The organism is Deinococcus gobiensis I-0 (assembly GCF_000252445.1).
In the GTDB taxonomy this organism is placed as follows: domain Bacteria; phylum Deinococcota; class Deinococci; order Deinococcales; family Deinococcaceae; genus Deinococcus; species Deinococcus gobiensis.
On record NC_017790.1, the window covers coordinates 2,432,243 to 2,456,660 of the forward strand.

The following is a 24,418-nucleotide window of genomic DNA, read 5'->3' on the forward strand; positions in this document are numbered from 1 at the left end:
CCAGTAAAAAAGCTGCGACTCACTAATGTCCGTCCGGCCCCTCTCCTGCCCTTTCGTCCGAGGTTCTATGTCCACACGTTGTCTCCCTTTTCTGCTCGCCGGGCTGCTGAGCGCGGCCTTCCCGGGCGGGTCCGTGGCGGCGCAGGCCGCGCCCACCGCCGCGCCGACCCCCCTGACGCGGGAGGCCGGCGCCGCCGCTCCCCTGACCTCCCTGAACGCCGTGCTGGCGCAGCTGCGGCAATCGCCGGGCTGGCGGGCCGCCGACCTGAACTACCGCGCCGCGCAGCTCTCGCTGGACAGCGCCCGCGCCCGCGCCGGCCTGAGCCTGAGTGTGGGCGGCAACGCCGCTCTGGTGCGGGTCCCCTGGGACAGCGGGGCCTGGCAGGGCACCGGCACCGTCACGGCGAGCGTGGGCCTGAGCGTGCTGCCCTGGTCGCCTGCCCTGGAGGGAGTGCGCAGCGCCGAGCGCGCGCTGGGGGCCGCCGCTGCCGAGCTGCGTTGGGCGCGGGCCAGCCTGACCCTTCAGGCGGCCCAGGCCTACGCCGGGGCGCGCAGCGCGGCGCAGGCCCTCGCGCTGGCCGACACCGGACTCGCCCTGAACACCCGGTTGCTGGAGGCCGCACAGGCGCAGCGTGCCCAGAACCTGATTCCCGAAGAGCGGCTGCTGCAAAGCCGGGGCGCGCTGGCCCAGGCCCAGGCGGCCCAGGCCCAGGCCACGCGCGGCGTGCAGAGCGCGGCGCAGGGCCTCGCGCGGGTGCTGGGCGGGCCAGTCACGCTGCCGGGCACGGCCGCCGAATACGCGCCGCTCCCCACGCTGGGGGACGGAACCGCCGCCGAGGCCGCCCTGCTGGCCCGCGCGGCGGCGGCCCGCCCCGAGATCGCCCGCGCGCTGGCCGGGCTGGCCGACGCCCAGGCCGGACTGGTGGCCGCGCAACGCGACGCCACGCTGCCCGACCTGACGGCCGCCGTGCAGGCCGGGCAGCTCAGCGACGCCCAGGGCAACGCCGGGCGGCTGGTGTCGGGCAGCCTGAACCTCAAGACCGGCGTGCTGGGCGCGCAGGTCAGCCTGCCGCTGCGCGACCCCGGCGAGATTCCCAACGGACTGGCCCTGAGCCTCAGCGGGACCTTTCCGCTGCTGGGCAGTGGCCGCCCGCAGGCCGCCGCGCAGGCGCAGCTCGGCGCGCAGCAGGCCACCCTGGCGCTGGAAAACGCCCGCCTGGGTGTCGAGCTGGAGGTGCGTACCCGGCTCGCGGACCTGCAAAACGCGCGCGGCGGCCTGAGCGCCCTGCAACTGGCGCGCGAGGGGGCCGCCGTCGCCCTGGGCAGCGCCCGCGCCCGTCTGGACGCCGGGCTGGGCACCGGTCTGGACGTCGCCCAGGCCGAACTGAACCTCGCCCAGGCCGAGCAGGCCCTCGACCGCGCCGCGCAGGACGTCGCCCTGAGCGCGCTGGCACTGGCACAGGCCACCGGAGAACTCGATCCGGCGCTGCTGGGCAGCCTGCCGCCCACCCTGCCCCTCTCCGCACCGACCACCCCGACCCCGACCACCCCCGCCGAATCAGGAGCCCGCCCATGAAGACCCGCCCCGCCCTTGCCCTACTGACCGCCCTGACCCTGAGCGCCGCCCAGGCCCAGACCGCCCTGACCCTCACGCTGCCGTCGGCGGTGGCCCGCGCGCTCGACAGTGGCCCCGACGTGACCACGGCCCGCGCCAACCTGCAAAAGGCCCAGGCCAACCTGCGGGCGGTGCGCGCCGACCCCACCTCCATCATCACGACGCTGACCCAGGCCGAGCAGGGCGCGGCGGCGGGGCTCGCGGCCCTGAACGCGGCCAAGCTGAACGTGGCCCAGACGGTGATCACGCAGTACGTCGCCGCCTCGGAGGCGGCCGGGCGCGTGAGCCTGAACACGGCGCAGGTGGCCCTGGACACCCGCAACCTCCAGATCGCGCAGGCCCGCCTCGCCTCGCGGGTGGCGACCGCGCTGGACGTGAGCCGCGTGCAGACCGCCCTGAACGGCGACCGCCAGGAACTCGCCGACGCGCAGGCGCAGGTGCCGGTGCTGCGCGCCGGGCTCGCGCGCACGCTGGGCCTGGCGGCCGGCACCGACCTGACCCTGGCCCCGCTGCCCACACCGCCGGCCGCCAGCGCTGCCGTGACCACGCTGCAAAGCGGCCTGAACACCCGCCTGAGCGGGCTGGTGCAGGCGGCCCAGGGCACCGAACTCGCGGCCCTACAGGTGCGCGTCGCCAACAACGACTACACGCCGGCGCGCACCCTGCAGGACGCCCAGGTGGCCCTGGCGAATGCCCAGCGCAGCCTGGACGACGCCACGCGCGCCGCCGCTACGGGCGTGCGCGACGCCGCCCGCGCCGTCGAGAGCGCCCGCCAGCAGATCGGGGTGGCGCAGGCCCAGGCCCGCAACGCCCAGACCGCGCTGACCCAGGCGCAGGCCCGGCTGCGCGCCGGGACCGCCGCCGCCGTCGAGGTGCAGCAGGCGCAGGTGCAGGCGCAGCAGGCCGACTTCGGCGTGCAGCAGGCGCAGAACGGCCTGTGGCGCGCCCTTGCGGGCCTGGGGGTCGCCTCGGGCCTCGACCAGACCGGGCTGGTGCGATGAGCCGCCGCGTCTCCTCCTCACTGGCCGTCCTGGCCCCGGCCCTCCTGACGCTGGGCGCGCTGCTCGCCGCCTGCTCGCCCTCGGGCAACACGGCCGCGCGCAACGACCTCGACGCCGCGCCGCCCAAGACCACCCGGCTGGCCGTGACCACCGTCGCGGCCCGGCAGGGCACGCTGAGCGCCAACCGCAGCGTGGCCGCCAACATCCGCGCGGTGCGTGACAGCCAGGTGGCGGCGCAGGCCGGCGGGGCCGTGCGCGCCCGGCTGGTCGAGGAGGGCGAGCGGGTCGCGGCCGGGCAGGTCGTGGTGCAGCTCGACGACACCACGCAGCGACAGGCGCTGGAAAACGCCCGCCTTCAGGTGCAGCAGGCCCAGATCAGCCTCCAGCAGACCCAGCAGAACGTCGCCGGGTCGGGCGGCGCGCTGGAGGCGGCCGTGGCCTCGGCGCAGGCCACGCTCGCGCAGGCGACCCAGAGCGCCCAGAGCAGCGAGAACCTCTACAACCTCGGGGGCATCAGCCTCGCGGACCTGCAGGCGGCGCGCGCCGCGCTGGCACAGGCCCAGGGCGGGCTGGCCCAGGCCCGGCAGAACCTCGCCCAGAACGGCCGCAGCGCGCAGGCCAGCGTGCCGCTGCAACGCGCGCAGCTCGACACCGCGCAGGCGGGCGTACGGCAGGCCGAGCAGAACCTCGCGCGCACGCAGGTCCGTGCGCCCTTCGCCGGGGTCGTGGCCGATATCAACGTCGAGGAAGGCGAATTTGCCGCGCAGGGCAGCACGGTCTTCCGGCTGGTGGACCCGGCGGGCATCCAGGCGCGCTTCAACGTGCCACCGACCGACGCGGCGGCGCTGACCGACGGCACCCGCCTGAACCTCGGCTACGGCGGCGTGAACTACGTGGCCGTGGTGCGCGGCAATCCGGCGGTGGCGGGCACCGACCGCCTGGTGCCGGTCACCGCCAACGTGCAGGGCGGCGAGCGGCTGCCGGTCGGCGCCTCGGCGCAGGTGCGCTACCGCGCGGCGCTCGGGCGCGGGATAATTGTGCCGGGCGCGGCCGTGCAGAGTGGCGGCGGCGAGAACAGCGTGTACGTGGCCGAGAACGGCGTGGCCCGGCGCCAGGCCGTGAACGTCGTGGCCGAGGCCGGAGCCCAGGCCGCCGTGACCGGGCTGGAGGCGGGCGCGCCGGTCATCAGCCCGGTGCCCGCGAGCCTCCAGGACGGCGACGCGGTCGAGGTGGGCAGCGGCGCGGCCGTGACGGCGGCCCCGGCGTCGGCCTCCGGCGAGGGCAGCCAGCCATGAGCGTCCACGAATCGCCGGAATTCAACGCGCCGCGCGGCGCGCTGCCCGACGGCACGCCGGAACCCGCCGTCAACCCACTCGTGCGCTTCAGCGTACGCAACTACGTCTTTTCCATCGGCATCTTCGTGATGGTCGCGCTGCTGGGGCTGGTCTCGACGACCCGCCTGGGCGTGGACCTGCTGCCCAACTTCGAGGTGCCGGTGCTGGCGGTCAGCACGGGCTATCCCGGCGCCAATCCCGACCAGGTGGACCGCGAGGTCAGCCGCCGCATCGAGGACGCGGTGAGCACCCTGGCGGGCGTGAGCGACATCAACACGACCAGCGTGAGCGGACAGTCGGCGGTGGTCATCAACTTCGCCGACGGCACGAACGTGGACTCGGCGGCCAACAGCGTGTCGCAGGCGGTCGCGGCCATCCGGGGCACGCTGCCTGCGGGGGCCGACGCCCCGGTCGTGCAGAAGTTCGACCCCAACGCCACCCCGATCCTGACCCTGGCCCTGCTGGGGGGCCGCGCCGCGCCGGCCGCCGTGACCACCTATGCCGAGGACACCCTGGTGCCCCGGCTGCAACGCGTGGAGGGCGTCGCCGACGTGACCCTGAGCGGCGGCCCCGACCGGCAGGTGCAGGTGCTGCTCGACCCCCTGCGCCTCCAGAACTACGGCCTGACGCCCGCGCGGGTCACGCAGGCCATCGGCGCCTCGGCGCTGGACCTGCCCGCCGGGTCGCTGACGCAGGGGAGCAGCGCCACCTCGCTGAGCACCCGCAATACGCCGCGCAGCGCCGCCGACGTGTCGGCCATCACCGTGGACGCCGCCAGCGGCCTGCGGGTCTCGGACGTGGCGAGCGTGCGCGACACGAGCGCCGCCCCCGGCAGCCTGGCGCGCGTGAACGGCCAGCCGGCGGTGCTGCTCGCCATCCGCAAGGCCAGCGGCAGCAACAGCGTGGCGGTCGCCCGCGACGTGCGCGCCGCGATGGAGACCCAGCCCCTGCCCGCCGGCTACCGCCTGACAGTCGCCAGCGACACCACCGAGCAGACCCGCGCGACGGTCAGCGACACCTTCAACGAGTTCCTGATCGCCGTGGCGGCGGTGGGCGTCATCTGCCTGCTGTTCCTGGGGCGGCTGAACACGGTGCTGTCGGTCATCATCGCCATTCCCATCTCGATCAGCGCCGCGCCGCTGCTGTTCGGGCTGATCGGCGTGACCTTCAACCTGATTTCGCTGCTGGCGATCATCGTCGCCATCGGCATCGTGGTGGACGACTCGATCGTGGTCGCCGAAAACGTCCAGCGCTACCGCGACCTGGGCTACGGCCCGGTGCGCAGCGTGCTGCTGGGCGGCTCGGAGGTCTTCTCGGCCGTGACCGCCGCGACCTTCTCGCTCCTTGCCGTGCTGATTCCGCTGAGCTTCATGCCGGGCATCCTGGGGCAGTTCTTCAGCCAGTTCGGGCTGGGGATCGCCGCCGCCATCGCCCTGAGCTGGCTGGAAAGCCTGCTGTTCCTGACGGTGCGCATGGCCTACACCCGCGAACCCAAGGTGCTGACCTGGGCCGACGTGCCGCGCACGCTGGGGCTGCTGCCCACCTTCTTCATGGCCGCCCTGCGCGGCGTACGGACCGTCCCCGGCTGGCTGGGGCTGATCGTGGCCGGGGCCGTGACTTTCCTCACGCTGCGCGGCCTGGGCTGGCCGGCCGCCGTGGTCACTGCGCTCAGCGTACTGCTGGCCCCGGCGGTCCTGGCGCTCGTGCGCTACGTCGTCACGTCGCTGTACGCCCTGCTCGAAGCCCTGACCGGTACCCTGCACGGCCGGACCGACCGCAGCGTGGCGCGCGTGGCGAAGGCCTACGCCCGTACCCTGGGCGGCGCGCTCAGGCGGCCCGGCGTCGTGCTGCTGGTCGCGGGGCTGTTCCTGCTCAGTGCCCCGCTGGCGCTGCGCGGCGTGGGCTTCGGCTTCGTGCCCCGCAGTGACAGCGGCATCGTGGCCGTGAACCTGGAGCTGCCGTCCGGCACCACCCTGAGCACCACCGACGCCCTGACCCGCCAGATCGAGCAGAAGCTGCTCGCGCACCCCGAGGTGCGGCTGGTGCAGAGCAGCGTGGGCCGGGGCCAGCAAGCCCTGAGCACCTCCTCGAACGTGGCGACCCTGACCGTGACCCTGGTGGGCAAGGAGGCGCGCCCCGGCATCGAGGAACTGACCACCCGCTACACCCGCGAGTTGCAGCCCCTCGCCGCGCGCGTGCCGGGCACCACCCTGCGGGTGGGCGGCGAGTCGCTGGCCCCCGGCGGCGAGGCCGACGTGAGCCTGGCCCTCAGCGCCCCCAACCAGGCGCTGCTCGCCGAGCGGGCGACCACGCTGCTGCGCCAATTGCGGCAGGACCCCAACATCCGCACGGTCGAGAGCAGCCAGGCCAACACCCGCGAGGAACGGACTTTCGTGCCGGGCGCCGCGCAGCTCTCGGGCACCGGCCTGAGCGCGACCGACGTGGCCCAGGCCCTGCGCACCTACAACGACGGCTCGGTGGCGGGCAGCGTGCGCGACGGCGACCGCAGCGTGGACATCGTGGTCAAGCTCGACCCGGCGCGCATCCAGGGCGAGCAGAGCCTGCTCTCGCAGACGGTGTACTCGCAGGCGCTGGGGGCCAACCTGCCCCTGTCGCAGCTCGGCCGCTTTGAGACCGGCGAGGCCCCCGCCACGCTGCGGCGCCTGAACAAGGCCTACACCGCCACCTTCGACATCAACCTCGTGCCGGGCGGCCCCAACGCCTTCGCGTACCAGAACGAGATCGTCCGCAAGGCCAGCGCCTCCGGGCTGCTCGCGGGCGGGGTCACGCTGGGCAACGCCAGTTCGGTCGGCGTGGGCAGCCTGACGAGCGACCTGATCTTCTACGGGCCGGTCATCATGATCGCGGCCATTCTGCTCACCTACCTCGTGCTGGGCTCGCAGTTCAACTCGTTCCGTTACCCCATCTACCTGCTCATGCCCATTCCGCTCGCCATCGTGGGCGCGCTGTGGACCCTGCACCTGTTCGGGGCCGACCTCGACGTGATTACGGTGCTGGGGATGGTCATCCTGCTCGGCCTCTCGACCAAGAACTCGATCCTGTACCTCGAATTCGTGACCGAGCGCGCCCGCAGCCTGCCGCTGCGCGAGGCGCTGCTGGAAGCGGCCGAACTGCGTTTCCGGCCCATCCTGATGACCACCCTGACCGTGCTGGTCATCAGCATTCCGCTCGTGCTGGGGCACGGCGACGGCGCCGAGTTCCGCCGGGGCCTGGGGATCGTGATCCTGGGCGGCGTCATCACGAGCACGCTGCTGACCTTCTACGTGGTCCCCAGCGTCTTCTGGCTTTTCGAGCGCAAGAGGCTGAAACCCGACCCCGCGCCCGAGTTGCCGGGGGGCGGGCTGGTGGCCGGCGACTGAAGCGCCGTCACCAGAAGGGAGGGGGGAGGGTCCGGGCCGGGCGCTCCCCCCCTCTTCTTCCCCAAGCTGCCTGAAGCCTTCTCCCACGCGGAGCGGCCCTGCGGGTGCCTAGCCTGGGGCATGAGCTTGAGAGACAACTTCACGCCCGACGAGTGGTTCAAGGTCATGACCGGCCCTGGCCGTGCGGGCGCCGTGATCGTGGCGGCCAGCCCCAGCGGCCTGACCGGTATCGTGGCCGAGACCCAGGCCATCGCGGCGGCGGTGCGCCAGAGCGTGAGCGCCCAGGGCCGCACGCCGCTGATGGAAGCGATGGCCGCCGACCTGCTGGGGACGCCGCCCACCCCACCCACGCAGGAGCAGGCCCGCACGATCGAGGATGTCCGCAGCCAGAGCCTGGACGCCGTGCGGCAGGCGGTGTGGCTGGTGAGTGCCAAGACCAGCCCCGAGGACGCCGAGGCCTACCGCACCATGCTCATGCAGGTGGCCGAGCGCACGGCGGCGGCAGCCAAGGAGGGGGGCTTCCTGGGCTTCGGCGGCGAGCAGGTCAACGACAAGGAACGCGCCGCCATCGAGGAGCTGCGTCAGGTCATCGGCGGCAACACCCAGACCCTGCCCGACCAGCCCGGCACCGTGATCCACGAGACGCCCCCCGGCACGCCCGAGCGCTGAGCCCCGTCCCGTCCACCGGATCATCCGGAACCCCGGGGGCGCGGCAGGCCCCGCTCGCCGCCTGCACCCGGCTGCGCTATGGTGGACGGCGAGCGGGGCCGCGACTGGCGCTGAACGTGGGCCGACCACGGGGAAGCGGTGCCCCAAACCGAGCTGATCGCGCGCCTGGGTCGAAGCGTCTCCGCACATGCGGGGGCGCTCGCGTGCATCTACATGCACGTTTGGGGGAGCAGACATGGCAAGACGGGCACTGATTTCCGTAAGCGACAAGACCGGCGTGGTGGAGTTCGCCCGCGCCCTCTCGGCGCGCGGCTGGGAGCTGCTGAGCACCGGCGGTACGCACAAGGCCCTGGCCGACGCCGGGTTGCCGGTGACGGCCGTGAGCGACGTGACCGGCTTTCCCGAGATGCTGGACGGCCGCGTCAAGACGCTGCATCCGGCCGTCCACGGCGGCATCCTCGCGCGGCGCGAAAGTGGGCACCTGGGCGAACTGGCGGGCCAGGGCTTTTCGACCATCGACCTCGTGTGCGTGAACCTCTACCCCTTCCGGGAGACGGTGGCGCGCGGGGCGCCGGACCCCGAGGTGATCGAGAACATCGACATCGGCGGCCCGGCCATGATCCGCTCGGCGGCCAAGAACCACGCCGGGGTGCTGGTGCTGGTGGACCCGGCCGACTACGCGCTGGCGTTGCAGGACGAGGTCTCGGCGGCCGACCGGCGGCGGCTGGCGGCCAAGGCCTACCGCCACACCAGCGAGTACGACGCGGCGATCACGGCGTATCTGGACGGCACCTCCGACGAGTTGCCCACCGCGCTGCCTGGGCACCTCTCGCTGGACCTGACCCGGGCCGCGCAGGTGCGCTACGGCGAGAACCCGCACCAGCCCGGCGCGATCTACCGCTGGGGCGCGGCGCGCGGGCCGGTCATCGACGCGCAGGTGGTGGCGGGCAAGCCCATGAGCTTCAACAACTACGCCGACGCCGACGCCGCCTGGGCGCTGTGCGCCGCGCTGGCCGAGCAGGAAGCGCAGACCGGGCAGGTCGCCTGCGTGGCCGTCAAGCACGCCAACCCCTGCGGCGTGGCCCTGGCGGACGACGTGAAGACGGCCTGGGAGCGCGCCCGCGACGCCGACACCCTCAGCGTGTTCGGCGGCGTGGTGGCCGTGAGCGCCCCCGTGGACCTGGGGGCCGCCCAGGCGATGCGCGGCACCTTCCTCGAAGTCCTGATCGCCCCCGAGGTCACGCCCGAGGCCGCCGCGTGGTTCGCGGAGAAGAAGCCCGACCTGCGCGTGCTCGTGGCCGCGCCGGCCCGGAACGTGAGCGTGCTGGACGTGCGCCCGCTGACCGGGGGCTTCGCCGTGCAGGAGCGCGACGCCCGCCCCTGGGACGACCTGTGCCCCGAGACCGTGACCACGCGCGAGCCGACGGCGCAGGAGTGGTTCGACCTGCGCTTCGCCTGGGCGGTCGTGAAGTACGCCCGGAGCAACGCGGTCGTGCTCGCCAGAAGTGGCGTGACGGTCGGCCTGGGGGCCGGCGCGGTCAGCCGCATCTGGGCCGCCGAGCGCGCGGTGGCGAACGCGGGTGAGGCGGCGCGCGGCGCGGTCCTCGCCTCCGAGGCGTTCTTTCCCTTCGACGACGTGGTGCGCCTCGCGGCCTCTGCGGGGGTCACGGCGATCTTGCAGCCCGGCGGAGCCAAGCGCGACCCCGAGGTCATCGCCGCGTGTAACGACCTGGGCCTGAGCATGGTGTTCACCGGCTCGCGGCACTTCCGGCACTGAGCTGTGAGCGACCATCCCCATCCCCTGCGCGGCAAGACGATGGCCGACGCCGTGTTGAAAGGCGTGCGCCGCGACCTCGCCGCCTGGGATTTCCAGCCGCATCTGGTGAGCGTGCTGGCCTCGGCCGACGAGGCCTCGCGCGTGTACGTCGAGAGCAAGTCGGGGCGCGCGCGGCGCCTGGGCGTGCGTTTCTCGGTGCGTGACCTGGGGGCCGGGGCCACGCAGGAGGGGCTGCACGCGGTCTTGCAGGCCCTGTCGCACGACCCGGACGTGCACGGCGTGGTGCTGGAACTGCCGCTCGCGCCGGGACTGGACGCCGACGCCGCGCTGCTGTGCCTCGCCCCGCAGAAGGACGTGGAGGGCCTGACCCCGGCCAACCTCGCCCTCATCGCCGCCGGCCGCGAACCCGAGGCCCTGCTGCCGCCCACGCCGCGCTCGGTGCGCTTCCTGCTGAGGCAGGCCCTGGGCGACGACCTGCGCGGCCTGCGGGCCGCCGTGATCGGGCCGGGGCGCACGGTGGGCCGCCCGCTGACCTTCATGCTGAACAACAAGGGCATGACGGTTACGCTGTGCAACGAGCACACCCGCGACCTCGCCGGGGTGCTGGCCGGGGTGGACGCGGTGGTGGTGGCGGTGGGCCGCGCGGGGCTGCTGCGCGCGGATCAGGTGCGCCCGGAGCACGTGGTCATCGACGCGGGCATCAACGTGCAGGAGGGCGGCGAGGTGGTCGGCGACGCCGAGCCCGGCCTGCCGGTGCGCGCCCAGACCCCGGTGCCCGGCGGCGTCGGGCCGCTGACGAGCGCCCTGATGTACCAGAACCTCGTGCGCGCCGTGAAGTTGCAGCGCGGCGAGCCGGTCGAGTGATCCTGACTCCTCGCCTATCGGCGAGGGAGGGGATGGCCCGGGCAGACGGGGACAGGCGGGCGTCCCCAGAGGCGTCCACTCTGGTCAGGGCCTGCTGCGTGCTGCCGGGAAAACGTAGGCGCCGGACAGAGATCCAGCGCTCCTTTTCCAGGCCTGGGGCTTGGGACCGGCCCAGGTGGCGCCTCGCAGAAGAGGCCCAACGGAACGCGGCTCAGCCCCGCAGAAAGGCCCCGACCCGCTCCGGCAGCTCCTGCGGGTCCATCAGGAAGGCGTCGTGGCCGTGCGGCGAGTCGAGTTCCCAGTAGGTCGCGCGCGGCAGCTGATCGGCGCAGGCGCGCACCTCGGCGGCCGGGTACAGCACGTCGCTGGTGATGCCCACGACCAGCACCGGCACCCCCACCGCACGCAGCTCGGCGTCGCTGGGCGAGAAGGCGTCCATCGCGCCGGTCAGGGCCACGTAGCTGCGCTCGCAGAAACGGGCCTGCAGCTTCTCGCCCTGGTATTCGAGGTAGGAGGTCACGGCGGGCACGCCGGGGCGGCGCTGTCCGGCCTGCGTCAGGGCGAGGCTCTCGGGGCTGCGGTAGCTGAGCATGGCGATCTGGCGCGCGACCTTGAGGCCCTCGCCGCCGGGCGCCGCGCGGATGGCGCTGCGGGCCGCCGTGTTCAGGCCGATGGCCCAGGGCGAGTGGCGGGCCGGCGCGCCGACGATCACGGCCCGCTCGACGAGGTCGGGGCATTCGAGCAGCCAGGCGTAGGCCAGCATGCCGCCCATGCTCGCCCCGACCACGCGCACGCGGCGCACGCCCAGGTGTTCCAGGAGTGCGCGGCCCACCCGGGCCATGTCGCGCAGGCTCAGGGGCGCGTCCTGCCCGGCGATCTGGGGCAACTCGGAGGGACCGGACGTGCCCGCGCAGCCGCCCAGCACATTGGCGCAGACCACGTAGTCGCGTGCCGGGTCCAGCGGCCGGCCCTCACCCAGAAAGTCGGGCCACCACTCGTGGACGGCGCTCGTGCCGGTCAGGGCGTGCAGGACCAGGGTGGCCTCCTCGCGGGCCTCGCCGTAGGTGTGGTAGGCCACCCGCACGTTGTTCACCGGCTGGCCGCAGTCGAGCAGCAGCGGCTCGCGGCGGAACAGCAGCGCGTTGCGGCGGCGTGGGGCCTCGGCCACCGGGGCGGGCGAGGGCACGAAAGCGGGCGCGGGACGGGTCGACACCGTCATGCCCGCGCCCCGGACAGGCGAAGGAAGGGCAGACAACAGCAGCGGAAAATGGCGTGCGCCATGATGAACGGTTCTCCTCACGGTCGGGTGGGGAGGTCCAGATGGAGCGCGTCCCCGGCGGCGGCAGTGCGAGAAGGGGCGCGTGGATTCACCGCGTGACCTTCCCTCTTGGTCCCGTACCGGCGGTTCATCGTTGACCTGTCCGGTGGGCTGGCCTTGGCACCGTGACGCGATGGGGTCCGGTTGCCGCGCCGTCTGCGAGCCAGGTCTCTCGGGCGCTCTGAAGTGGGTCGGCTCCGTGCGGGAGCTGACCGTCAGGGTAGCGCCCGGGGCCGCCGGGGGTCAAGCCGGCCGGCGCGGAGGGCCCCAGTGTGGCCTAACCGACGACATCTGAGCAGACGTTTCAACTACACTCCGGGGGTCGGCCACATCCCGCTCACATGTTCACGGTCCCGCCGCCCGGTCGGCTGGCCCCTTCTGGAGGCTTATGAACCGTCTTTCCCTTACGCTCGGTACGTTGGGCCTCGCGCTGCTGGCCGCCTGCGGCAGCACGGACGTCCCGGTGACTCCCCCCGCCCCGACCGACTTCTCGGGCCTCAAGCTGCTCGCGCCCGGCCAGCAGGGCACGCTGCGCACCGACCTCAAGGTCAACATCGTGTTCGTGGGCTACCGCCAGACCTCGCCGGGACAGGTGGCGACCGCGCGGCAGGTGAGCACGGGCGACTTCGACCGGATCCTGCCGGCCTCGTCCAGCCCGATTGCCCGTATTCCCAGCGCCTACGGCCGCACCGAGCCGACCGGCAACGACTTCAGCTACAAGTACAACTACGTCTTCGCCGACCAGAGCTTCGAGGACGACTTCTTCAAGTACGTGGGGAGCGCCGGTGAGGCGAAGGCCGTGACCTACTACCAGCAGCTCTACAACTGCCAGAACGATGTGGACCCCAAGACGGGCGACCCCACCTGCGCGGCCCCCGCCGGCAACATCAACCGCGAGATCACCGGCAATTACGAGATCGACGCCCTGAAGACCGAGAACTGGCTGGCCGACAACGTGGCCCGCGTGGGCGTGAAGCCCGGCGAGTACACCGTATTCCTGGTGAACTGGTACGACCGCCCCGACTTCAAGTTCCACAGCTACACCCGCACCGAGGCGGCCGACAGCGACACCGGCACGAAGTTCGGCGAGCGCGCCAGCCGCCGCCTCGTGGCCTGGGGCGGCAGCGTGCGCGAGAACGCCGCCGCGCAGCGCGTGTGGTTCTACGACCTCTCGGCCAACCCCGACCCCTGGACAAGCGCCTACGACATCACCAACCAGGACACCGACGGCGACAAGGTGGCCGACTACCGCATGCCGCCCATCTGGGACTACGGCACCCGCAAGGCCAGCCTGGGCTACGGGCGCAAGGTCAGCCCCGACCTCGCCCTGGTGACGCGCTATGTGGCCCTGAACCTGCTGTTCACGCCCAGCCCCATCTACCGCGTGGCCCTGACGCCCCCGCACCTGCCCGAGGACATCCAGCTCGACCTGCATGTCGAACAGGGCGACCAGGCCGCCGCGCAGGGCCGGGTGCTCAAGCCCGACCTCGTACAGAGCCGCGTGTCGGTGCTGCAACCCTTCGCCAAGTTCTCGAACACGGTCAGGAGCACGGCGCTGAGCGGCGACCTGGCCGACGTGTACAAGTGCTTTTTCGCCGACACCAGCATTCCCGAGGACATCTGCTCGCCGAACTACGCCGACGCGACCGGCGAGCGCCTGTTCCAGTTCGGCGTGAACGAGCTGCGCGCCAGCTACGCGAACACCCCGGCCGGACGCTACCTGCTGCCGGTATACCTGTTCAACGACGACGCCGACGCCCAGGGCGGGCTGCTGGGCATCGCCTACGACGACGGTGAGACCGGCACCCAGAGCTTCGTGTACTCGTTCCTGACGCCGGGGCTCTTCAAGGCCGGCTACGGCTTCACCGACACGACCACGCACGAGGTCGGCCACCACCTGAGCCTCTCGCACCCGCACGACGGCTACGACAGCGAGAGCGACACCTCCTACGGCCCCAGCGGCCCCTTCGCTTTCGCCAACCTGGGCGACGAAAGCGCCAGCGTCATGTCGTACAACGACCTGTCGCGCGGCTTCGGGCAGTTCAACCTCGACAGCCAGTACCGTTACCTGACGGCCGCCTACCTGACCAATGCCAACGCCGTGCTGCAACTCGCGCGCCAGGGTGGCAAGGAGAGCAGCGTGGCGGCCGCGGCCACCAGCGCCGACAGCCTCTTCGCGCAGGCCGAGACCAAGTACGACGCGCTGTCCTATCTCGAAGCGGCCCAGCTCGCCCACCAGGGCTACCGTCAGGTGCTGGACGCCGCGCAGGCGGCCGGGGTGAAGGTCGAGGGCTACAAGTGGTACCAGAACCTCAACGGCCTCTCGGCCCAGGCGCTCGCCGCCAAACCGCGCTACAGCCGCACCTTCCTGCCGCAGAAGGGCGCCGTGGTCTTTCCCGAGGAAACCCGCGCCCAGCGCCTCAAGCGTCTGGCGAACTGATTCCGTAACGCAGGGCGGCCACCCCGGACGAGGTGGCCGCTCTGCGGTTATGGCGTCTGCGGGGTGGGCGCTTACTTCAGGATTTCGTCGCGCGTGACGTTCAGGTACACGGCCACCTCGTCCATGCTCTCGACCTGCGACAGCTGGACGTAGTAGTGCTGGCCGTCGGTGCTGTCGTTCTTGGTCAGCTTGAGCTGGTCCGCGCCTTCCATGTGGTCCACCGTGCCGACGTGCTCGCCATTCACGTCCTTGACCTGAAGGTGCTCGCCTTCCTTGGCGAGGCGATCCTTGAGGTCCTGGGCGATGCGGTCGCTGATCTGGGTGTCTTGCGTCATGAGGTCAGGCTAGGGGCCACACGTGGCCATCAGATGACAGTCAGCTTCAGGCAGGCATTACGCGGCCTTGAGGGAACAGTTAGGTGGGCTGGCCGGAAATCAGGCGCCGGGCCGGGGCGGCAGCTGTCCGGCGATGATCTGCGCGGCGCGGGCCGGCGTCAGCTCGGCGGTGTTCAGACGAAGGGCGTCGGCGGGGGCGGGTTGCTGGCCCACATCTTCCAGCAGACGACTCAGGGCCGCCGGATCACGCAGTTTGAGGCGCTCGCGGCGCTCGGGCCGGTCCATGCGTCGGGCGAGTTCGGCAGGGGCGCAGTCCAGCCACACCGGCACGAACTGCGCTCCGCGCGCCAGCGCCAGCCCCCGGAAACGCTCGACGAAGGCCGCCTCCCGCTCGCCGCGCCCCAGGTACATCGTGAAGATGTGGCTGACCTCCGGGGGCGCGGCAGCCACCGCCGCGAGCACCACGTCGCGCACCTGCCGCGTATAGGTCCAGACCTCGGGCGGTAGAGGGCGCACCCCGTCGGCCCCGAAGGCCGCAAACACCGGATCGTTGATGAGGTGGTTGTCGAGCAGCGCCGCCCCCGTCAGCCGCGCCAGTTCCAGCCCCACCGTGCGCTTGCCGCTGCCAGGCGGTCCGACGAGCAGGAAGAGCCTGGAGTGGCCCTGAGCCGGCGCGGTCACTGCGGCCCCCACGCCCACAGGATCAGGTCGCCGTCGTCGGCGGTCCAGCCGGTGCCGACGCGCACGAAGCCGGTCTTTTCCAGCACGCGCCCGCTGGCGGCGTTGCCCGTGGCCGTCTGCGCCGTCAGGCGCCGCACGCCGTCCATCCCGCGCAGAAAGTCGCACAGAGCGGCCACGGCCTCGGTCGCGTAACCCTGCCCCCAGGACTCGGGGCCAAAACCGTAACCGATCTCCAGGTCGCCCGCCGCATCCGGCTCGCCCTTCGCGCCGAGCTGGCCGATGACCTCGCCGTCCCCGCGCCCCACCGCCACGAAGGTCGTGGCCGCCTCGGCCCGCCCGGAGGTCGTCAGTTCCCGCAGCAGCGCCGGAAAGATCGCCAGCGCGTCGCCGGGCCACTCGGGGCCGAAGTGGACCGTCCACTCGCCTTCAGGACCCTGGTCGTCGAGCATGAACTCGGCGCGCTCCAGGCGGCGCTCGATCATCTCGCGGCTCAGGGGCAGCAGCCGCAGCCGGGGCGTGTTCAGGACGGGCATGGGGGGCAGCATACGGCGGGGCGCGCCGGGTTCACTCGCCCGGATCAGTTCAGCGCATTGACCGTGTCGAAGGTCGCCTCGTGGCGGTTCTCGCGCTCGGCGTAGCGCAGGAACTTGACCCGCTCGATGACGATCTCGCTCGCTTCCGGGTGCTCGGCCAGCAGGCGCATCGTTTCCGCGATGTACTCGTTCAGCGGCAACGCCTGCGGGTTGGCCGACTGACCGGGCGTGAGTTCGGTGGCGACCAGTGGCGGCACAAGTTCGATGACCTGGGTGCTGGTGCCTCTGAGCAGCGCCCCGAGCGACTGCGAATACGAGTGCAGGGCAGCTTTGGTGGCGCTGTACGTCGCCGTGTCTGCGCGGGGCACGTAGGCCAGACCGGAAGTCACGTTGAGCACGGCGGCGCGGGCCTGCGGGTCCGCCTGCGCCTGCCCGTGAAAATGGGCTAGGGCCGCGTTGGTCAGGCGGATGGGGCCCAGCAGGTTGGTGACGATGGTGGCTTCGGCCGCGTCCAGCATTTCGGGCAGGGCCCGCACGCTCTCGGTCCGCATGATGCCTGCGTTGTTGACGAGCACGTTCAGCGCCGGAAAGTCGCGGATGACCTGCGCCATCACGCTGCGGATGGATTCGGCATCATCCACGTCGAGCCGGACCGACTTCATGCCGGGGTTGGCCGCCGTGACCTCGTCGAGCGCCTGCTGCCTGCGGCCCGCGATGATGACCGTATTACCGAGCCTATGAAACGCCTCGGCCAGACCCCGTCCGATGCCCGAACCCCCACCGGTTATAAGGATGGTATTGCCTGTCAGATTCATGAGATTCCTCCTGGCAACGAGTGTAGGCAGGTCACTCTCTATTGAGAAGTAGGCACCCAGAAGTTCTATACTTACCCAGAGGAGAGTGGCGATCTGATGGAGTCTCGGCAGGTGGAGAGACAGGCCGCGCCGGATACGGAGCCTTCGGTGCGTCAGCCTGGGCCGGAGATCGAACTGCTGGTCCGGGACATGATCGGGCGGGTGGCCGACAAGTGGACCATGTTGATCCTGGAGGAGCTGGCCGAGCACGGCACGCTGCGTTTTACCCGGCTGGGTGACCTCGTGGGCGACATCAGCCAGAAGATGCTGACCAAAACCCTGCGGCAGCTGGAGAGTGACGGCTTGGTGCTGCGCACGGTGCATCCGGTCATTCCGCCGCATGTCGATTACCGGCTGACCGAGCTGGGCCTCAGCCTGAGCGAGGCGTTCTGCGGCGTCTGGGAGTGGGCCGAGAAGTACCACGCTCAGGTGGCGCAGGCCAGGCAGGACTTCCAGTCGGCAGCGCTCCCCCGGAGTTCGGGAAGGGCGGTTGCGGCGCAGGACACGGACTCCGGCACCTGATGGAGTGATGCGAAGGTTGGCCTGAACAGCCGGATGCCTTTGCAGAAGCGCACAAAGCTTGTCTATGACGGTTCCTTGGTCCGCAGCAGCTTTTAAAAAGCCGTGTAGAACGGCAGCGACAGCGCGTCGGGCTCCGGGCCCGGCGACCCGGCGCTCTCCGACAGAACACCGACCCGCACACGCCAGACAGACGAGATGCCGAGCAGGCAGGGCAGGCGCGCCATGTGGGGATGGATGGGCCTGTGGGCGCTGCCGAGACCGAATCCGGCGGTGCCGCGTCCGGTCCCTCACCCCATGCCCCGAGCGGCTATCCTGGGCAGGATGACGAAAGACGGCGGCAAGAAAGACAACAAGGCGGCGCAGTACGGCGTGACGCCCCAGAGTGTGGACTTCAACGACTGGTACAACGAGGTCGTGAAGAAGGCCGACCTGGCCGACAACTCCCCGGTGGCGGGCGCGATGGTCGTGCGGCCCTACGGCAGCGCGCTGTGGGAAAACGTCGTGCGCTGGCTCGACGACCGCTTCAAGGCGACGGGGCACGAATCGCTGATCTTCCCGACCCTGATCCCCATGAACTTCATCATGAAGGAGGCGGACCATGTCGAGGGTTTCGCGCCCGAGCTGTTCACGGTGAACAAGATCGGCACCGAGGAACTGGCCGAGCCCTACGTCATGCGCCCCACCTCCGAGACGATCATCGGGCACATGTGGAGCGGCTGGCTCAACTCCTACCGTGACCTGCCCTTCCTGCACTACCAGTGGGGCAGCGTGTTCCGCGCCGAGCTGCGCACCAAGGCCTTCCTGCGCACCTCCGAGTTCTACTGGCACGAGGGCCACACCGCCCACGCCGACGAGGCCGAGGCGCGCGCCGAAGTGCGGACGATCCTGGACCTGTACCACGAGTTCTGCCGCGACGTGCTGGCCCTGCCGGTGGTGCGCGGCGAGAAGACCGCCTCCGAGCGCTTCGCCGGGGCGGTCTCCACCTACTCCATCGAGGGCATGATGCGCGACGGCAAGGCCTTGCAGTCGGGCACCAGCCACTACCTGGGCCAGAACTTCTCCAAGGCCTTCGACGTGAAGTTCCAAACGCGCGAGCAGAAGGAAGAGTTCGCCCACACGACCTCCTGGGCCATCTCCAGCCGCATCATCGGGGCGATCATCATGACGCACGGCGACGACGCCGGACTGATCATGCCGCCGCGCATCGCGCCCATCCAGGTCGTGGTCATTCCGGTGGGCCGCAAGGACAACTTCGACGAGATGGTCGCGGAAGGCGAAAAGCTCGCCGCCGAGCTGCGCGCCCAGGGCCTGCGCGTGAAGGTGGACAAGCGCGACGGCGTGACCAACGGCTTCAAGTACAACGACTGGGAGCTCAAGGGCGTGCCGGTGCGCATCGAACTCGGCCCCCGCGACCTAGAGAGCGGCGTGGTCGTGGTGAAAAACCGCAACAGCGCCGAGAAGGAGACCCTGCCCCGCGCCGAGGCCGTGGCCGGCATGGCGGCCCGCCTGGACGGCGTCCACGACTGGCTGCTGAAGCGGGCGACCGACTTCATGCTGGAGAACACGGTCACGGTGGACACCTACGAGGACTTCAAGGCGGCCATCGAGGCGGGCAAGTGGGTGCGCGCCTTCCACTGCGGCGACCCCGAGAGCGAGCGCCAGATCAAGGAAGACACCAAGGCGACCGCCCGCAACGTGCCCCTGGACGACGCCGAATTCTTCGCCGAGGCCGAGGAGGGCGTGTGCGTACATACCGGCAAGCCCGCCGCCTACGGCAAGCGCGTGATCTTCGGCCGCCAGTACTGAGAGGAGGCTGCGGGAGATCTGGTGTGGATACGGCGCCGGGACTGTAGAAACGTCTCTCCTCCCCAGCTTTCATTCCAGACCAGAAGAAACAGGCTCCCGCGTCGCGCCGGAGCCTGTTTCTTTTGCCTTTCCCAGTTCCCACCCACTACACCCCGCTTCCATACTGACGCCATGACCTCCGACTCTGCCCTGCGGCGCCATGTCCGCGACCTGCTCACCAAGGCGCAGGCCCACCTGATGTTCGACGACGTGATCAGGGATTTTCCCCTGGCCCGCCTGAACGAGCGGAGAGACGGTCTGCCCTATTCGGCCTTCGAGGTGCTGTGGCACCTGCGGTTCACGCAGCGCGACATCCTGAATTTCGTGCGGGAGGAGCCTTATGAGGAGGTGGCGTGGCCCGCCGCCTACTGGCCCCACCGCCAGGACGCGACCGAGGCCGAGTGGCACGCCGAGGTGGCGGCCTTCCGGGCCGACCTCGCCGCCCTGCTGGCCCTGCTCGACGACCCGCGGACCGACCTGTTCGCCGTGGTCCCCAACGGGCAGCCCCCGCAGGGCGAGGGGCAGACCTGGCTGCGGGAATTTCTGCTGGTGGCCGACCACAACGCCTACCACCTGGGCACGTTGACGGTGCTGCGCAGGCTGCTCGACGGGGCCTGAACGCCGCGCGCGCCGAGCATCCCTCAGCGTTCGCCGGCCACCCGCCGGAGCTGTCCGGCGGCGTCCTCGGAGACGGAGCCGCCGTGGTACGTCTGGATGACCCGGACCGCGCCGGAGTGCTCGGCCAGTCGCCGTACGCTCTGCCGGGCGAGGGACTGGTCGGGCGTGAACTGCGGGTTGAAGCTGTTGAGGGTCCCGTCCTCACTGGTCAGGGCGTCTCCCGTGATCAGGACGCCGTCCTGCTCGACCAGAAAACTGGTGTGCCCGACCGTGTGGCCGGGGGTCGCCAGCACGCGCACGCCGCCCGCCAGGGGCAGCACCTCGCCGTCTCCGAGCACACGGCTGACCCGGATATCCGGGAGCCCCGAGAGCGGGGGCGTGCCGGGGCGTTTCTGCGGGGCCTGCTCGCCCTGCACGAAAGGCACCTCGGCGGCCGAGGCCCAGACCTGCGCGCCGCTCTCGCGCACCACGTCGGGCAGCAGACCGATATGGTCGAGGTCGTGGTGCGTGACCAGCACCCGCCGGACGTCGCCCAGGGCCACCCCCTCGGCCTGGAGGGCCGCGCGCAGCAGCTCCAGCATGCCCGGAAAGCCGGTGTCCACCAGGGTCGGGCCCTCCACCGGGTCCAGGATCAGGGACAGGTGCAGGGTCATCGGCGTGCCCGAGGGCGGGGTGGCCTTCAGGGCGATGTCGCGGACATGTTGACTCAGGGACATAGGGGGAGGCTAGGCAGCCCGGCGCGTCCGGGCAAGAGCCGACCTTCGCCGTTTCTTCAGGTCGCGCGCCGGGTAGAAGGCCGGTGAGCGGCCGGGGCGGCGGGCGTCCGGGTCACGCTCGTCAGGACGCTGCGGTACTCGCCGGGCGTGATGAGGCCCATCGCCATGGCGTGGCTCGCGGCGTTCAGGCTGTCGGCCGCCAGCACGAGGTCCACCCCGGCCCCGCGCACCTGCTCGCGCAGCTGCATGACGGCGGCGTCGGTGCCCGCGTCGCTCACGTCGCGGATGTACACGGCCAGCACCCGCCCCGGATGGCGCTGCACGACCTCCGAATAGATGACCGGGTCCTGCTCGCCGCTGTCGCCCACCAGCACGAACTTCAGGTCCGGGTAACGCTTGAACAGCCGCTCGATGATCTCGTGCTTGTAGCTGCCGTGCCCGCCCAGCAGGTCCACGCCCCAGTTGCGCAGGAAGAGCGGCCCCAGCGGAATACGCCGGTAGTCCAGAAACTGCCACAGCAGGTCGAAGAAGTTCCACGGGCTGCTCGACACGTAGAAGATCGGGTTGCGGCCCGCGCCCTCGCGGGTCAGGGCGCGGTACAGGGCACCGACGCCGGGAAAGGGCGCGCGGGTACGGGCGTTGCCGGTGAGCACGGTCATGAGCATGCGCGGCAGGCTGGTCACGTCCGACTGCAGGACCGTGTCGTCGAGGTCGCTGATGATGCCGAAGCGCGCCTGCTCGACCACCTGCGCGCGCCCCAGCGCCGCCAGCTCACGGCCCTCGACACTCAGGGCGACCTCGTGCCAGCCGCCCGCCAGCGGCTCGGCCGGACGGAAGGTCAGGGTGAAATACCCGTCGGAGTCGCTGACCGCCCGTGCCAGGGCGTCGCCCAGCCGCCCCACGACCTCCACCCCGCTGACCTCGCGCGAGAACATGCGCCGCAGGATGTTGCCGAAGTTGCGCCAGCGCGGGTCGGCCTTGCGGGGGGGCTTGAGGGTCCGGGGCAGCAGCACGCGGCCGGTCAGCTCGACGGTGTGCGGGGTGCCCCAGCCCACGTAGGGCTGAAGCAGCAGCTGCCCCCGGCGGCGGCGCGGCTGCAGAACGCGGCTGATGCCCCGGTCGGCGGCGAGCACGGCCCGCTCGAGGACAGGAAGCAGCAGCTTGAACAGCGTCTTGGCCGGATTCACCCGCACAGTGTAAACACCGCCTCCCCCCGGAGCCGCTCAGGCTTCACTTAGGCTTGCCGGGACCGGCGCGGCCCTCGGGTCAGGGCCGCGCCGAATGCCCGTAGCGCCGGGCGATGACCACGCGGCGCACCAGCACGTCCCCCAGCCCCGGCCACAGGGCGTCCAGCAGCGCGAGCAGACGGTAGATGCGCGGCACGACGACCTCGCGCCGGGGGCGCAGCAGCACCCCGGCGACCGCCCGGGCGACCACCTCCGGCCCCGGCATGGGCAGCCGGGCGCCCGCCGTCATCTCGCTTTTCACGAAGCCCGGCGCGACCAGGCTGACCTCGACCCCACTGCCCAGCAGCTCGCGGCGCAGCGCCAGCGAAAACCCCCGCAGCCCGAACTTGCTCGCGCTGTACAGGCCCTGGGTCGCCACCCGGCCCGCCACCGACCCGATGTTCACGACGTGGCCCGAGCCCCGCGCGCGCATCTCGGGCAGCACCAGCCGCGTCATCTCGACGGGCGACTCCAGATTCACGCGCAGCACCCGCAGCGGATCGGGATCGTCCCACCACCAGCCGCGCTCGATGGTCACGCCCGCGTTGTTGATCAGGATGTCGATGCGCCCGAACTGCGCGTGGGCCGCCGCCACCAGGGCGCGGCGCGAGGCGGCGTCGGTCACGTCGGTGGGCACTGCCAGCACCCGCGCGCCGCTGGGGTCGAGTTCGCGGGCCAGAGCGGCCAGCTCGCCTTCGCGCCGCGCCGCGAGCACGAGCGCGTAGCCGTGCGCGGCGAGTTCGTGGGCCGTCGCGCGCCCGATCCCGCTCGACGCCCCGGTCAGGACCACGACCGGCCGTCCCCTGCCCGTGCCTTGTTCAGCTGTCATGCCCGATGCTACCCGGTCGGGCCCCCCAGGACCGGCCCCGCGCCGGCCGGGGCCTCCTGCGGCCGTCCTCAGCCGCGCATCAGGCTGGGGCGCGAGACTGCGGGCATGTCCGCCTTCTCCCGCCGCCTGGGGCTGCTCCTGCTGGCTGGCCTGCTGTCGGCCGGCGCGCGCCCAGTCGCCCAGACCGTCCCGGCCACACCCGTGGCCCCGGCCCTGCCCGAGCTGTCTCCCCTGCCCCCGCGCCCAGCGACCCTGCCCGCGCTGACGCCCACCTCTACCCTGACGCCCGTCCCGGCCGCCACGCCGGCGTCCCCGGCACTGCCCGCAGGCTTCGTCGCCACACCGACCGACCCACTGTACGCGCGGCAGTGGAACCTGCGGGCCATCCGCGCGGGCGGGGCGTGGGCGCTGCTGCGGGGCCAGACACTGGCGCCAGTCACGGTGGCGGTGCTGGACACCGGCTACGTGCCCTCGGCCGAGCTGGGGGCCCGCCTCGTGCCGGGCTACGACTTCGTGTCGGACCCGGCCCGCTCGGGTGACGGCGACGGCCGCGACCGCGACCCGGCGGCGCTGGGGGCCTACGCCTACCACGGCGAGGTGATCGCCGGGATCGTCGCGGCGGCGCACGACGGGCGGGGCATGGCGGGCCTGGACCCACAGGCCCGCGTGCTGGCCGTGCGCGTGGCGGGCACCGACGGCATGATCGCCCCGCAGGACCTCGCCGACGCCCTGCGCTGGGCCGCCGGACTGCCGGTGGCGGGCGTACCGGCCAACCCCGCCCCCGCCCGCATCCTGAACCTCAGCCTGTACGCCGACTTCGTGCCACTCACCGGCTGCGACGCCCGCGTGCAGGCGGCGGTCGACGCCGTGACGGCGCGCGGAGCCCTGGTCGTCGCCGGGGCGGCCAACGACGGAGCCGACAGCCGGGGCTACTCGCCGGCCGGCTGCCGCAATGTCCTGACCGTCACCAGCGCCACCGAGGCCGGCACCCGCCCTGCCTACGCCAACTGGGGGCGCAGCGTGGCCCTGGCCGCGCCCGGCGGCGAGCCCGGACACGGGGTGGTCGTGAGCAGCGTCAGTGGCCCCGGCGGCGTGCGCGAGCCCAACGGCACGAGCTTCGCCGCGCCGCACGCCTCGGGGGTGGCAGCGCTGCTGCTCGCCGTGCGCCCTGGCCTGACCCCGGCCGCGCTGCGCGACCTGCTGACCCGCACGGCCACGCCCTTTGCCGGCGGGCGCTGCGACCCCGATGCCCTCAAGAGCTGCGGCAGCGGCACCCTGAACGCCGAGGCGGCGCTGCGTGCGGCGCTGGCCCTGCCCGCCGGCAACCGCACTGGCCGCTGAGGCACGGAGCCGGGACGCCTGACCGCTCCCGGCCCGTTAGCCTGGACCCATGAGGATCCTCTCTTGAACGCGCCTGCCTGGCGCATCTGGCTCATCACGGCGCTGATGTGCGGCTGGGGCATCCTGGGCATCCGTTTCGTCCAGAAGGGCGATCCGGTCCTGGCCCTGATGTGCCTGGCCCTGCTGATCGCCAACGGCGTGACCCTCTGGCGGCTCACCCGGCAGGGCAAATAGAGCGGGGCGGCCACCGGACTCCGTATAGAGGAAAAGTCCGGTGGCCGCCCCGGCAGGCCCGTCTACATGGCGGGCATGGGGCTGGGCATGCCCGGCGTGTCCGGGTTCTCGGTCGGCAGCGGGTCGGGCATGCCGGGGGTGTCCGGGTTGGACGGCGGGTCCATGATGGGGCCGGTATCTTCGCGTCCGGGCATCTGCTCGGGCATGGGCGAGGGGGTGTCGGTCGGCTCGCTCGCCGGGGCCGGGGGGCTGTCGTAGGGTCCGGTCATGGGCATACCTCCTTGAT

Annotated in this window: 23 protein-coding genes and 1 riboswitch; of the genes, 13 read left to right on the top strand and 10 right to left on the bottom strand. The window is 72.0% G+C overall.

Features of this window, described 5'->3' with window-relative positions; all coding sequences use genetic code 11:
• Nucleotides 1-67 precede the first annotated feature (67 nt).
• The 7 genes from DGO_RS11560 to DGO_RS11590 all read left to right on the top strand — a co-directional run bounded on the left by DGO_RS11560 (nucleotide 68) and on the right by DGO_RS11590 (nucleotide 10,640).
• Nucleotides 68-1,576: a TolC family protein gene (locus tag DGO_RS11560; protein ID WP_083847281.1), complete on the top strand. Its 1,509-nt coding sequence runs from the start codon at nucleotides 68-70 to the stop codon at nucleotides 1,574-1,576.
• The gene (locus DGO_RS11565; protein WP_014685704.1) at nucleotides 1,573-2,616 is read left to right on the top strand and encodes a TolC family protein; all 1,044 of its coding nucleotides are present in this window, start codon (nucleotides 1,573-1,575) and stop codon (nucleotides 2,614-2,616) included. Before DGO_RS11560 ends, DGO_RS11565 begins: the two co-directional genes overlap by 4 nt.
• Nucleotides 2,613-3,911: an efflux RND transporter periplasmic adaptor subunit gene (locus DGO_RS11570; RefSeq protein ID WP_014685705.1), complete on the top strand. Its 1,299-nt coding sequence runs from the start codon at nucleotides 2,613-2,615 to the stop codon at nucleotides 3,909-3,911. Before DGO_RS11565 ends, DGO_RS11570 begins: the two co-directional genes overlap by 4 nt.
• Entirely contained in the window at nucleotides 3,908-7,330 is a 3,423-nt protein-coding gene (locus tag DGO_RS11575) for an efflux RND transporter permease subunit (RefSeq protein WP_014685706.1), read from the top strand. Before DGO_RS11570 ends, DGO_RS11575 begins: the two co-directional genes overlap by 4 nt.
• Before the next feature lie 120 nt (nucleotides 7,331-7,450).
• Nucleotides 7,451-7,999: a hypothetical protein gene (locus DGO_RS11580; RefSeq protein ID WP_014685707.1), complete on the top strand. Its 549-nt coding sequence runs from the start codon at nucleotides 7,451-7,453 to the stop codon at nucleotides 7,997-7,999.
• 90 nt (nucleotides 8,000-8,089) lie between these two features.
• Nucleotides 8,090-8,177: riboswitch (ZMP/ZTP riboswitch) on the top strand.
• A 57-nt stretch (nucleotides 8,178-8,234) separates the two neighbouring features.
• Nucleotides 8,235-9,776 (top strand): bifunctional phosphoribosylaminoimidazolecarboxamide formyltransferase/IMP cyclohydrolase, encoded by a 1,542-nt coding sequence (gene purH, locus DGO_RS11585; protein ID WP_014685708.1) that lies wholly within the window; start codon nucleotides 8,235-8,237, stop codon nucleotides 9,774-9,776.
• Nucleotides 9,777-9,815: 39 nt separating this feature from the next.
• Nucleotides 9,816-10,640, top strand: coding sequence for a bifunctional 5,10-methylenetetrahydrofolate dehydrogenase/5,10-methenyltetrahydrofolate cyclohydrolase (locus tag DGO_RS11590; RefSeq protein WP_014685709.1), 825 nt, complete (start codon nucleotides 9,816-9,818; stop codon nucleotides 10,638-10,640).
• 211 nt (nucleotides 10,641-10,851) lie between these two features.
• Here the strand turns inward: DGO_RS11590 and DGO_RS11595 are convergent, their stop codons facing one another.
• Nucleotides 10,852-11,859 carry a homoserine O-acetyltransferase family protein gene (locus tag DGO_RS11595; protein ID WP_014685710.1) on the bottom strand — a complete coding sequence of 336 codons (1,008 nt, stop codon included), beginning with the start codon at nucleotides 11,857-11,859 and terminating at the stop codon, nucleotides 10,852-10,854.
• Nucleotides 11,860-12,346: 487 nt separating this feature from the next.
• Between DGO_RS11595 and DGO_RS11600 the strand changes: the two genes are divergently transcribed.
• A complete protein-coding gene (locus DGO_RS11600; protein ID WP_014685711.1) occupies nucleotides 12,347-14,398 on the top strand; it encodes a zinc metalloprotease in 2,052 nt (683 codons plus the stop codon).
• A 71-nt stretch (nucleotides 14,399-14,469) separates the two neighbouring features.
• Here DGO_RS11600 and DGO_RS11605 read toward each other — a convergent pair whose 3' ends face one another.
• The 4 genes from DGO_RS11605 to DGO_RS11620 all read right to left on the bottom strand — a co-directional run bounded on the left by DGO_RS11605 (nucleotide 14,470) and on the right by DGO_RS11620 (nucleotide 16,762).
• Nucleotides 14,470-14,733, bottom strand: coding sequence for a DUF2171 domain-containing protein (locus DGO_RS11605; protein WP_014685712.1), 264 nt, complete (start codon nucleotides 14,731-14,733; stop codon nucleotides 14,470-14,472).
• A gap of 99 nt (nucleotides 14,734-14,832) precedes the next feature.
• Nucleotides 14,833-15,414: a P-loop nucleotide/nucleoside kinase family protein gene (locus DGO_RS11610; protein WP_145975316.1), complete on the bottom strand. Its 582-nt coding sequence runs from the start codon at nucleotides 15,412-15,414 to the stop codon at nucleotides 14,833-14,835.
• A complete protein-coding gene (locus DGO_RS11615; protein WP_043803763.1) occupies nucleotides 15,411-15,947 on the bottom strand; it encodes a GNAT family N-acetyltransferase in 537 nt (178 codons plus the stop codon). Before DGO_RS11615 ends, DGO_RS11610 begins: the two co-directional genes overlap by 4 nt.
• 44 nt (nucleotides 15,948-15,991) lie before the next feature.
• Nucleotides 15,992-16,762 carry an SDR family oxidoreductase gene (locus tag DGO_RS11620; RefSeq protein ID WP_014685715.1) on the bottom strand — a complete coding sequence of 257 codons (771 nt, stop codon included), beginning with the start codon at nucleotides 16,760-16,762 and terminating at the stop codon, nucleotides 15,992-15,994.
• 147 nt (nucleotides 16,763-16,909) lie between these two features.
• Here DGO_RS11620 and DGO_RS11625 point away from each other — a divergent pair, with 147 nt between their 5' ends.
• A complete protein-coding gene (locus DGO_RS11625) occupies nucleotides 16,910-17,323 on the top strand; it encodes a winged helix-turn-helix transcriptional regulator (RefSeq protein WP_226991359.1) in 414 nt (137 codons plus the stop codon).
• A gap of 92 nt (nucleotides 17,324-17,415) precedes the next feature.
• On the opposite strand, the gene DGO_RS24655 is transcribed toward DGO_RS11625, so the two are convergent.
• Nucleotides 17,416-17,547, bottom strand: a complete 132-nt coding sequence (locus DGO_RS24655; protein ID WP_264371032.1) for a hypothetical protein — start codon at nucleotides 17,545-17,547, stop codon at nucleotides 17,416-17,418.
• Between the two features lie 97 nt (nucleotides 17,548-17,644).
• On the opposite strand from DGO_RS24655, the gene proS reads away from it, so the two are divergent.
• Entirely contained in the window at nucleotides 17,645-19,129 is a 1,485-nt protein-coding gene (gene proS / locus DGO_RS11630) for a proline--tRNA ligase (protein WP_014685717.1), read from the top strand.
• A gap of 171 nt (nucleotides 19,130-19,300) precedes the next feature.
• Complete coding sequence (locus tag DGO_RS11635; RefSeq protein ID WP_014685718.1) at nucleotides 19,301-19,786, top strand: DinB family protein; 486 nt, start codon at nucleotides 19,301-19,303, stop codon at nucleotides 19,784-19,786.
• 23 nt (nucleotides 19,787-19,809) lie between these two features.
• Here DGO_RS11635 and DGO_RS11640 read toward each other — a convergent pair whose 3' ends face one another.
• The 3 genes from DGO_RS11640 to DGO_RS11650 all read right to left on the bottom strand — a co-directional run bounded on the left by DGO_RS11640 (nucleotide 19,810) and on the right by DGO_RS11650 (nucleotide 22,557).
• Complete coding sequence (locus DGO_RS11640; protein WP_014685719.1) at nucleotides 19,810-20,502, bottom strand: MBL fold metallo-hydrolase; 693 nt, start codon at nucleotides 20,500-20,502, stop codon at nucleotides 19,810-19,812.
• Between the two features lie 56 nt (nucleotides 20,503-20,558).
• A complete protein-coding gene (locus tag DGO_RS11645) occupies nucleotides 20,559-21,689 on the bottom strand; it encodes an App1 family protein (RefSeq protein ID WP_014685720.1) in 1,131 nt (376 codons plus the stop codon).
• 79 nt (nucleotides 21,690-21,768) lie between these two features.
• Entirely contained in the window at nucleotides 21,769-22,557 is a 789-nt protein-coding gene (locus DGO_RS11650) for an SDR family NAD(P)-dependent oxidoreductase (RefSeq protein WP_014685721.1), read from the bottom strand.
• Nucleotides 22,558-22,662: 105 nt separating this feature from the next.
• Here DGO_RS11650 and DGO_RS11655 point away from each other — a divergent pair, with 105 nt between their 5' ends.
• On the top strand, nucleotides 22,663-23,898 hold the full coding sequence (locus DGO_RS11655; RefSeq protein WP_043802191.1) for a S8 family serine peptidase: 1,236 nt from the start codon (nucleotides 22,663-22,665) through the stop codon (nucleotides 23,896-23,898).
• A 63-nt stretch (nucleotides 23,899-23,961) separates the two neighbouring features.
• Nucleotides 23,962-24,132, top strand: coding sequence for a hypothetical protein (locus DGO_RS23845; RefSeq protein ID WP_014685723.1), 171 nt, complete (start codon nucleotides 23,962-23,964; stop codon nucleotides 24,130-24,132).
• Between the two features lie 62 nt (nucleotides 24,133-24,194).
• On the opposite strand, the gene DGO_RS11660 is transcribed toward DGO_RS23845, so the two are convergent.
• Complete coding sequence (locus DGO_RS11660; RefSeq protein ID WP_043803766.1) at nucleotides 24,195-24,401, bottom strand: hypothetical protein; 207 nt, start codon at nucleotides 24,399-24,401, stop codon at nucleotides 24,195-24,197.
• Between the last annotated feature and the right edge of the window lie 17 nt (nucleotides 24,402-24,418).

Bases quoted from the DNA above. Each gene is read 5' to 3' on its own strand.
- DGO_RS11575 (WP_014685706.1), top strand. From the start codon at position 3,908: ATGAGCGTCCACGAATCGCCGGAATTCAACGCGCCGCGCGGCGCGCTG.
- purH (WP_014685708.1), top strand. From the start codon at position 8,235: ATGGCAAGACGGGCACTGATTTCCGTAAGCGACAAGACCGGCGTGGTG.
- DGO_RS11605 (WP_014685712.1), bottom strand. From the start codon at position 14,733: ATGACGCAAGACACCCAGATCAGCGACCGCATCGCCCAGGACCTCAAG.
- DGO_RS11590 (WP_014685709.1), top strand. From the start codon at position 9,816: ATGGCCGACGCCGTGTTGAAAGGCGTGCGCCGCGACCTCGCCGCCTGG.
- DGO_RS11565 (WP_014685704.1), top strand. From the start codon at position 1,573: ATGAAGACCCGCCCCGCCCTTGCCCTACTGACCGCCCTGACCCTGAGC.
- DGO_RS11640 (WP_014685719.1), bottom strand. From the start codon at position 20,502: ATGTCCCTGAGTCAACATGTCCGCGACATCGCCCTGAAGGCCACCCCG.
- DGO_RS11600 (WP_014685711.1), top strand. From the start codon at position 12,347: ATGAACCGTCTTTCCCTTACGCTCGGTACGTTGGGCCTCGCGCTGCTG.
- proS (WP_014685717.1), top strand. From the start codon at position 17,645: ATGACGAAAGACGGCGGCAAGAAAGACAACAAGGCGGCGCAGTACGGC.
- DGO_RS11650 (WP_014685721.1), bottom strand. From the start codon at position 22,557: ATGACAGCTGAACAAGGCACGGGCAGGGGACGGCCGGTCGTGGTCCTG.
- DGO_RS11655 (WP_043802191.1), top strand. From the start codon at position 22,663: ATGTCCGCCTTCTCCCGCCGCCTGGGGCTGCTCCTGCTGGCTGGCCTG.
- DGO_RS11620 (WP_014685715.1), bottom strand. From the start codon at position 16,762: ATGAATCTGACAGGCAATACCATCCTTATAACCGGTGGGGGTTCGGGC.
- DGO_RS11570 (WP_014685705.1), top strand. From the start codon at position 2,613: ATGAGCCGCCGCGTCTCCTCCTCACTGGCCGTCCTGGCCCCGGCCCTC.
- DGO_RS11615 (WP_043803763.1), bottom strand. From the start codon at position 15,947: ATGCCCGTCCTGAACACGCCCCGGCTGCGGCTGCTGCCCCTGAGCCGC.
- DGO_RS11635 (WP_014685718.1), top strand. From the start codon at position 19,301: ATGACCTCCGACTCTGCCCTGCGGCGCCATGTCCGCGACCTGCTCACC.
- DGO_RS11595 (WP_014685710.1), bottom strand. From the start codon at position 11,859: ATGACGGTGTCGACCCGTCCCGCGCCCGCTTTCGTGCCCTCGCCCGCC.
- DGO_RS11660 (WP_043803766.1), bottom strand. From the start codon at position 24,401: ATGACCGGACCCTACGACAGCCCCCCGGCCCCGGCGAGCGAGCCGACC.
- DGO_RS11580 (WP_014685707.1), top strand. From the start codon at position 7,451: ATGAGCTTGAGAGACAACTTCACGCCCGACGAGTGGTTCAAGGTCATG.
- DGO_RS11560 (WP_083847281.1), top strand. From the start codon at position 68: ATGTCCACACGTTGTCTCCCTTTTCTGCTCGCCGGGCTGCTGAGCGCG.
- DGO_RS24655 (WP_264371032.1), bottom strand. From the start codon at position 17,547: ATGGCGCGCCTGCCCTGCCTGCTCGGCATCTCGTCTGTCTGGCGTGTG.